The organism is Caulobacter sp. HMWF025 (assembly GCF_003060965.1).
Classification (GTDB): domain Bacteria; phylum Pseudomonadota; class Alphaproteobacteria; order Caulobacterales; family Caulobacteraceae; genus Caulobacter.
In genome coordinates this window covers 45,394-50,411 of the sequence record NZ_QAII01000048.1, presented here as the reverse complement: position 1 = coordinate 50,411, position 5,018 = coordinate 45,394, and the positions used below count along the sequence as shown (strand labels likewise).

Below are 5,018 nucleotides of genomic sequence, written 5' to 3'. Positions count from 1 at the left end.
GTACCGCCGTAGCACTATGCGCCATCACCGAGGTTGCCGGACGCTCGCTTGCCGCCGGCCCCTGCACAAGGTTCACGCCGATACCGACAGCAATCCAGAGCCCGCCCAAAGCGCTGGACCCGGACTCGACGAGAATGCCACTGGCCTTCAATCCGCCGATGAGCGGGTCGTTGGGCCATTTCAATGAAACAAGATGGGCCGGAACATAGAGGTCCAGGAGATCGGCGACGGCGAGCGCCGCAACGAAGGAAACCTGGGCCGCCTCCGCAGCCGGCTTCTCCGTCCGAAACAGCAGGGTCGCGGCCAGATTACCCTGCCCGGTTTCCCAGGCTCGCCCTCGCCGGCCACGCCCCGAGGTTTGACGGAGCCCGAGCAACCAGACAGGCCCCTCCTCGCCGGCCTCGGCGCGGCGACGCGCCTCCGCATTGGTCGAGTCGATCTCGTCAAAAATGACGACGGGCGGCCCGCTGCGGGACCGGGACTCGCCCGTCACGTCACGCGTGGCCAAAGGCCGCCGCAGCGGCCTTGGCAGCCGGGTCAAGCCAGACGAGCGCAAACAGAACCACAGGGAAAGCAAACAAGGCCGCCGCAAACCCCACCGCGCGCGCGGCGGGAGCAGGAGCATCAACGCTGCCCTTGGAGGCATCGAACCACATGCTCTTGATCAGGCGCAGATAGTAAAAGGCACCAACCACGCTGCCGACCAGGCCGAGAACCGCTGCGGTTTGCATCAGGACGTCACCCGTCCCGAGAGCGGCCTTGAAGACGTAGAACTTCGACCAGAAACCCGAGAACGGCGGCAGGCCAAGCGCGGACAGCGAGAAAGCCGTCATGGCTAGGGCGATGCCCGGGCGTTCCTTGATCAGGCCGGCCATGTCCTCAACGGTCTCCATGGGCTTGCCGTCTCGGCTGAGGGCCTGAAGGCAGGCGAAGAAACCGGTCACATCGACCATGTAGAGGATCATGAAGACCAGCATGGCGTGCAGGCCCGTCTCACCGCCGGTTGCGACACCCAGAAGGGCGTAGCCGACATTGGCGATAGAGCTATAGGCCCACAGGCGCTTGAGATTGGTCTGGGCAAGACCCGCGAAGGCCCCGACGAAAACCGAAATCAAGGCTGCGATCACCAGAACCTGACGCCACTGGCCAACCGAATCGGGGAAGGCGTCGCCCAGCACGCGGGCGAACATCATCATGGCCGCCAGCTTGGGCGCGGCGGCGAAGAAGCCCACCACCGGAGTCGGTGCGCCTTCATAGACGTCCGGCGTCCACATGTGGAACGGCGCGGCCGAGACCTTGAAGGCCAGGCCGCAGATCAGGAAGATCAGGCCAAAGAGCAAGCCGACGCCATGTGTGCCGTGTGCTGCGGCAGCGATGTCGGTAAACCGGGTCGAACCGGCAAAGCCGTAGATCAACGAGCTGCCATAGAGCAGCAGGCCCGAAGACAGCGCCCCGAGCACAAAGTATTTCAGACCGGCTTCCGAGGCCTTGGCGTCATCCCGGCGGAAGGCGGCAAGGACATACAGGGCGAGCGACTGAAGCTCGACGCCGATGTAGAGGCTGATCAGGTCACCCGCCGACACCGTCACGCCCATACCGAGGGCCGCGAGGATGATCAGGACGGCATATTCAAACTTCTGGTCGCCGCGCTGGGCCAGCCAGCGATCCCCCAGCACGATACCGACCGCGCTGGAGATGAAAATTGCCACCTTGGCATAGGTCGATGCCGCGTCAGCCGAGTAGGCACCATTGAACGCATGACCGTGCGGACCAACCACGGCCGCAAAGGCTGCCGCCAGAAGGGCCAGGACACTCGCCAGGGTGAAGGCCGGTGAAGCCTTGCCCTGGAAAGCACCCCAGACCAGCAGGGCAAGCGCTGAACCCGCGAGGATGACCTCAGGGAGAACCAGTGAAAGATTGGCGGAAAACGTCATCAGTCCCTCACCCGCCCACGGCGGCGCGCCAGGCGCCAACCAGCGCGTCGACAGACGACGCGGTCAGGTTAAACACGAAATTCGGATAGACACCCAGAACCAGGGTCGAGACGATCAGCGGGGCGAAGATCAGGATCTCGCGCTTGTCCAGATCAGTGATCGTCTTGAGTTCCGGATTGACGATCTCGCCGAACATCACCCGGCGGTACAGCGTCAGCGCATACATGGCCGACAGGATAACGCCGGAGGCCGCAACGATCGCCGTCCAGGTTGAGGCTTGATAGGTCCCGGTCATGGTCAGGATCTCGCCGACGAAGCCGGATGTGCCCGGCAGGCCGACATTGCCCATGGTGAACAGCAGGAAGGTCGCCGCGTACAAGGGCATCCGGTTGGTCAGACCGCCGTAGAAGGCGATCTCGCGGGTGTGCATGCGGTCATAGACAACACCGACGCAGAGGAAGAGCGCGCCCGAGATCACCCCGTGGCTGAGCATCTGGAAGATGGCACCCTGCTCGCCCGCCGCATTGCCCGAGAAGATGCCCATCGTCACGAAGCCCATGTGGGCGACCGACGAATAGGCGATCAGCTTCTTGATGTCGGTCTGACGGAACGCGACCAGCGAGGTGTAGACGATGGCGATGGCCGACATCGCGAACACCAGCGGCTGGAACATCTCTGAGGCATTGGGGAACATCGGCAGGCTGAAGCGCATGAAGCCATAGCCGCCCATCTTGAGCAGAATACCGGCGAGGATGACCGAACCGGCCGTCGGGGCCTCAACGTGGGCGTCGGGCAGCCAAGTATGGACCGGCCACATCGGCATCTTGACCGCGAAGCTGGCGAAGAAGGCCAGCCACAGCCAGGTTTGCAGCCACGGCGCGAACTTGAAGCTCATCAGTTCGGGGATCGAAGATGTGCCCGAGATCGAGATCATGGCCAGGATGGCGGCCAGCATCAGCACCGAGCCGAGCAGCGTGTAGAGGAAGAACTTGTAGGCGGCGTAAATCCGGCGCTTGCCGCCCCAGATCCCGATGATCAGGAACATCGGCACCAGGCCGCCTTCGAAGAACAGGTAGAAGAGGATCAGATCCAGCGCGCAGAACACGCCGATCACCAGGGTCTCCAGGACCAGGAAGGCGATCAGATATTCAACGACCCGCTTCTCGATCGAAGTCCAGCTGGCCAGGATACAGATCGGCAGCAGGAAGGCGGTCAGCAGGACGAACAGGATCGAAATCCCGTCCACACCCATGCGGTAGTGCAGACCGGCGAACCAGGCCACGTCTTCCACGAACTGGAAGCCCGGGTTCTTGGCGTCAAACTGTGCTACCAGAAGGATGGAAAGGGCGAAGGTGACCAGAGTGGTCGCCAGGGCAATCCATTTGGCCAGAGCGTCCGTGGCGGCGCTGTCGCCCTTGATCGTACGGACCGCCAGCAGGACGGCCACGCCGACCAGGGGCGCGAAGGTGGTGAGGCTGAGAAGGCCGGTCATTAGCTCCGTCCCCCTCAACGGAATGCGTACAGGGCGAAGGTCAGCAGACCGGCAACGCCGAGCAGCATGACGAACGCATAGTGATAGACATAGCCGGTCTGGAGCTTGCCGGTCCGGCGGCCGACCTCATAGCTGACGGCGCTGACGCCGTCGGGGCCGAGGCCATCGATGATCTTCTGGTCCCCGCCCTTCCAGAACAGGTCACCCATGAACTTCGCGGCGCGCACGAAGGTCGCATCGTACAGTTCGTCGAAGAACCACTTATTGAAGAAGAAGACGTAGAGCGGGCCGTTACGCGCGGCGAGCTTGGCCCCCAGGCGTTCCTTGCCCTTCACCAGGTAAACCCAGACGGCGATGAACAGGCCGAGGATCGAGGCGATCAGCGGGCTCCACTTCACCCAGTCGGGGACGCCGTGGGCTTCATGCAGCACGTGGTTGGTCGGGGCGTTGTAGATCGCGCCGCGCCAGAACTCTTCCTGGTGATGGCCGACGAAGTAGTCGACGAACACGAAGCCGGCGAGCACGGCACCGATCGACAGAACGACCAGCGGCAGCAGCATCACCCAGGGGCTTTCGTGCGGCTTGTGGTCGTGGCCGTGGTGGTCGTCGTGCCCTTGATCGTCATGGGCGGCGTGGTCGTCATGGCCGTGCGCATCGTGGCCATGAGCCGCGTCCGCGTGATGCTCGTCATGACCCCAGCGCGCCGTGCCGTTGAAGGTGAAGAAGGCCAGGCGCCACGAATAGAATGAGGTCAGGCCGGCCACCAGCAAACCGATGACGAAGGCGAACATGGCGATGCTGTTGGCACCACCGGCCGCGAAAGCCGCCTCGATGATGGTGTCCTTCGAATAGAAGCCGGCGAAGCCCAGGTGCAGCGGCGGGAAGCCGAGACCGGTAATGGCGATGGTGCCGATGGTCATGGCGATGAAGGTCACCGGCAGAAGCTTGGCGAGTGCGCCATACTTCCGCATGTCCTGCTCGTGGTGCATCCCGTGGATCACCGAGCCGGCGCCCAGGAACAGCAGCGCCTTGAAGAAGGCGTGGGTGAACAGGTGGAACATCGCCGCCTGATAGGCACCGATACCGGCCGCGAAGAACATGTAGCCCAGCTGCGAGCAGGTCGAATAGGCGATGACCCGTTTGATGTCGTTTTGGGTGAGCCCGACCGTAGCGGCGAACAGGGCGGTCACCGCGCCGATCACCGTAACGATGTTCTTGGCCACCGGAGCGTACTCAAACATCGGCGACAGCAGGCAAAGCATATAGACGCCGGCGGTGACCATGGTCGCCGCGTGGATCAGGGCCGAGACCGGGGTCGGGCCTTCCATGGCGTCCGGAAGCCAGGTGTGCAGGAAGAACTGCGCCGACTTGCCCATCGCACCGATGAACAGCAGGAAGCAGGCGATGTCCATCAGCGGGAAGGTGTGACCCGCAAACTCCCAGGTGCGACCAGCGTTAGCGGCGATCTGCGGGAAGAGTTCAGCGAACTGGATCGTGCCGAACGCCCAGTAGGTGGTCATGATCCCGAGCGCAAAGCCGAAGTCGCCGACGCGGTTGACCACGAAGGCCTTGATCGCGGCGGCGCTGGCCGA

General features: G+C 63.4%; 3 protein-coding genes and 1 pseudogene. All 4 read right to left on the bottom strand.

Annotation, left to right across the window (positions count from 1 at the left end; genetic code table 11):
• Window positions 1-439 (bottom strand): annotated as a pseudogene (locus tag DBR10_RS06145) (biotin--[acetyl-CoA-carboxylase] ligase); the annotation flags it as partial.
• A gap of 55 nt (window positions 440-494) precedes the next feature.
• On the bottom strand, window positions 495-1,934 hold the full coding sequence (nuoN, locus tag DBR10_RS06140) for an NADH-quinone oxidoreductase subunit NuoN (protein WP_108504658.1): 1,440 nt from the start codon (window positions 1,932-1,934) through the stop codon (window positions 495-497).
• Window positions 1,935-1,941: 7 nt separating this feature from the next.
• The gene (locus DBR10_RS06135) at window positions 1,942-3,444 is read right to left on the bottom strand and encodes an NADH-quinone oxidoreductase subunit M (protein WP_199223500.1); all 1,503 of its coding nucleotides are present in this window, start codon (window positions 3,442-3,444) and stop codon (window positions 1,942-1,944) included.
• A partial coding sequence (nuoL, locus tag DBR10_RS06130; protein ID WP_233243294.1) for an NADH-quinone oxidoreductase subunit L occupies window positions 3,441-5,018 on the bottom strand: 1,578 nt, incomplete at its 5' end. The genes DBR10_RS06135 and nuoL, both read right to left, overlap by 4 nt.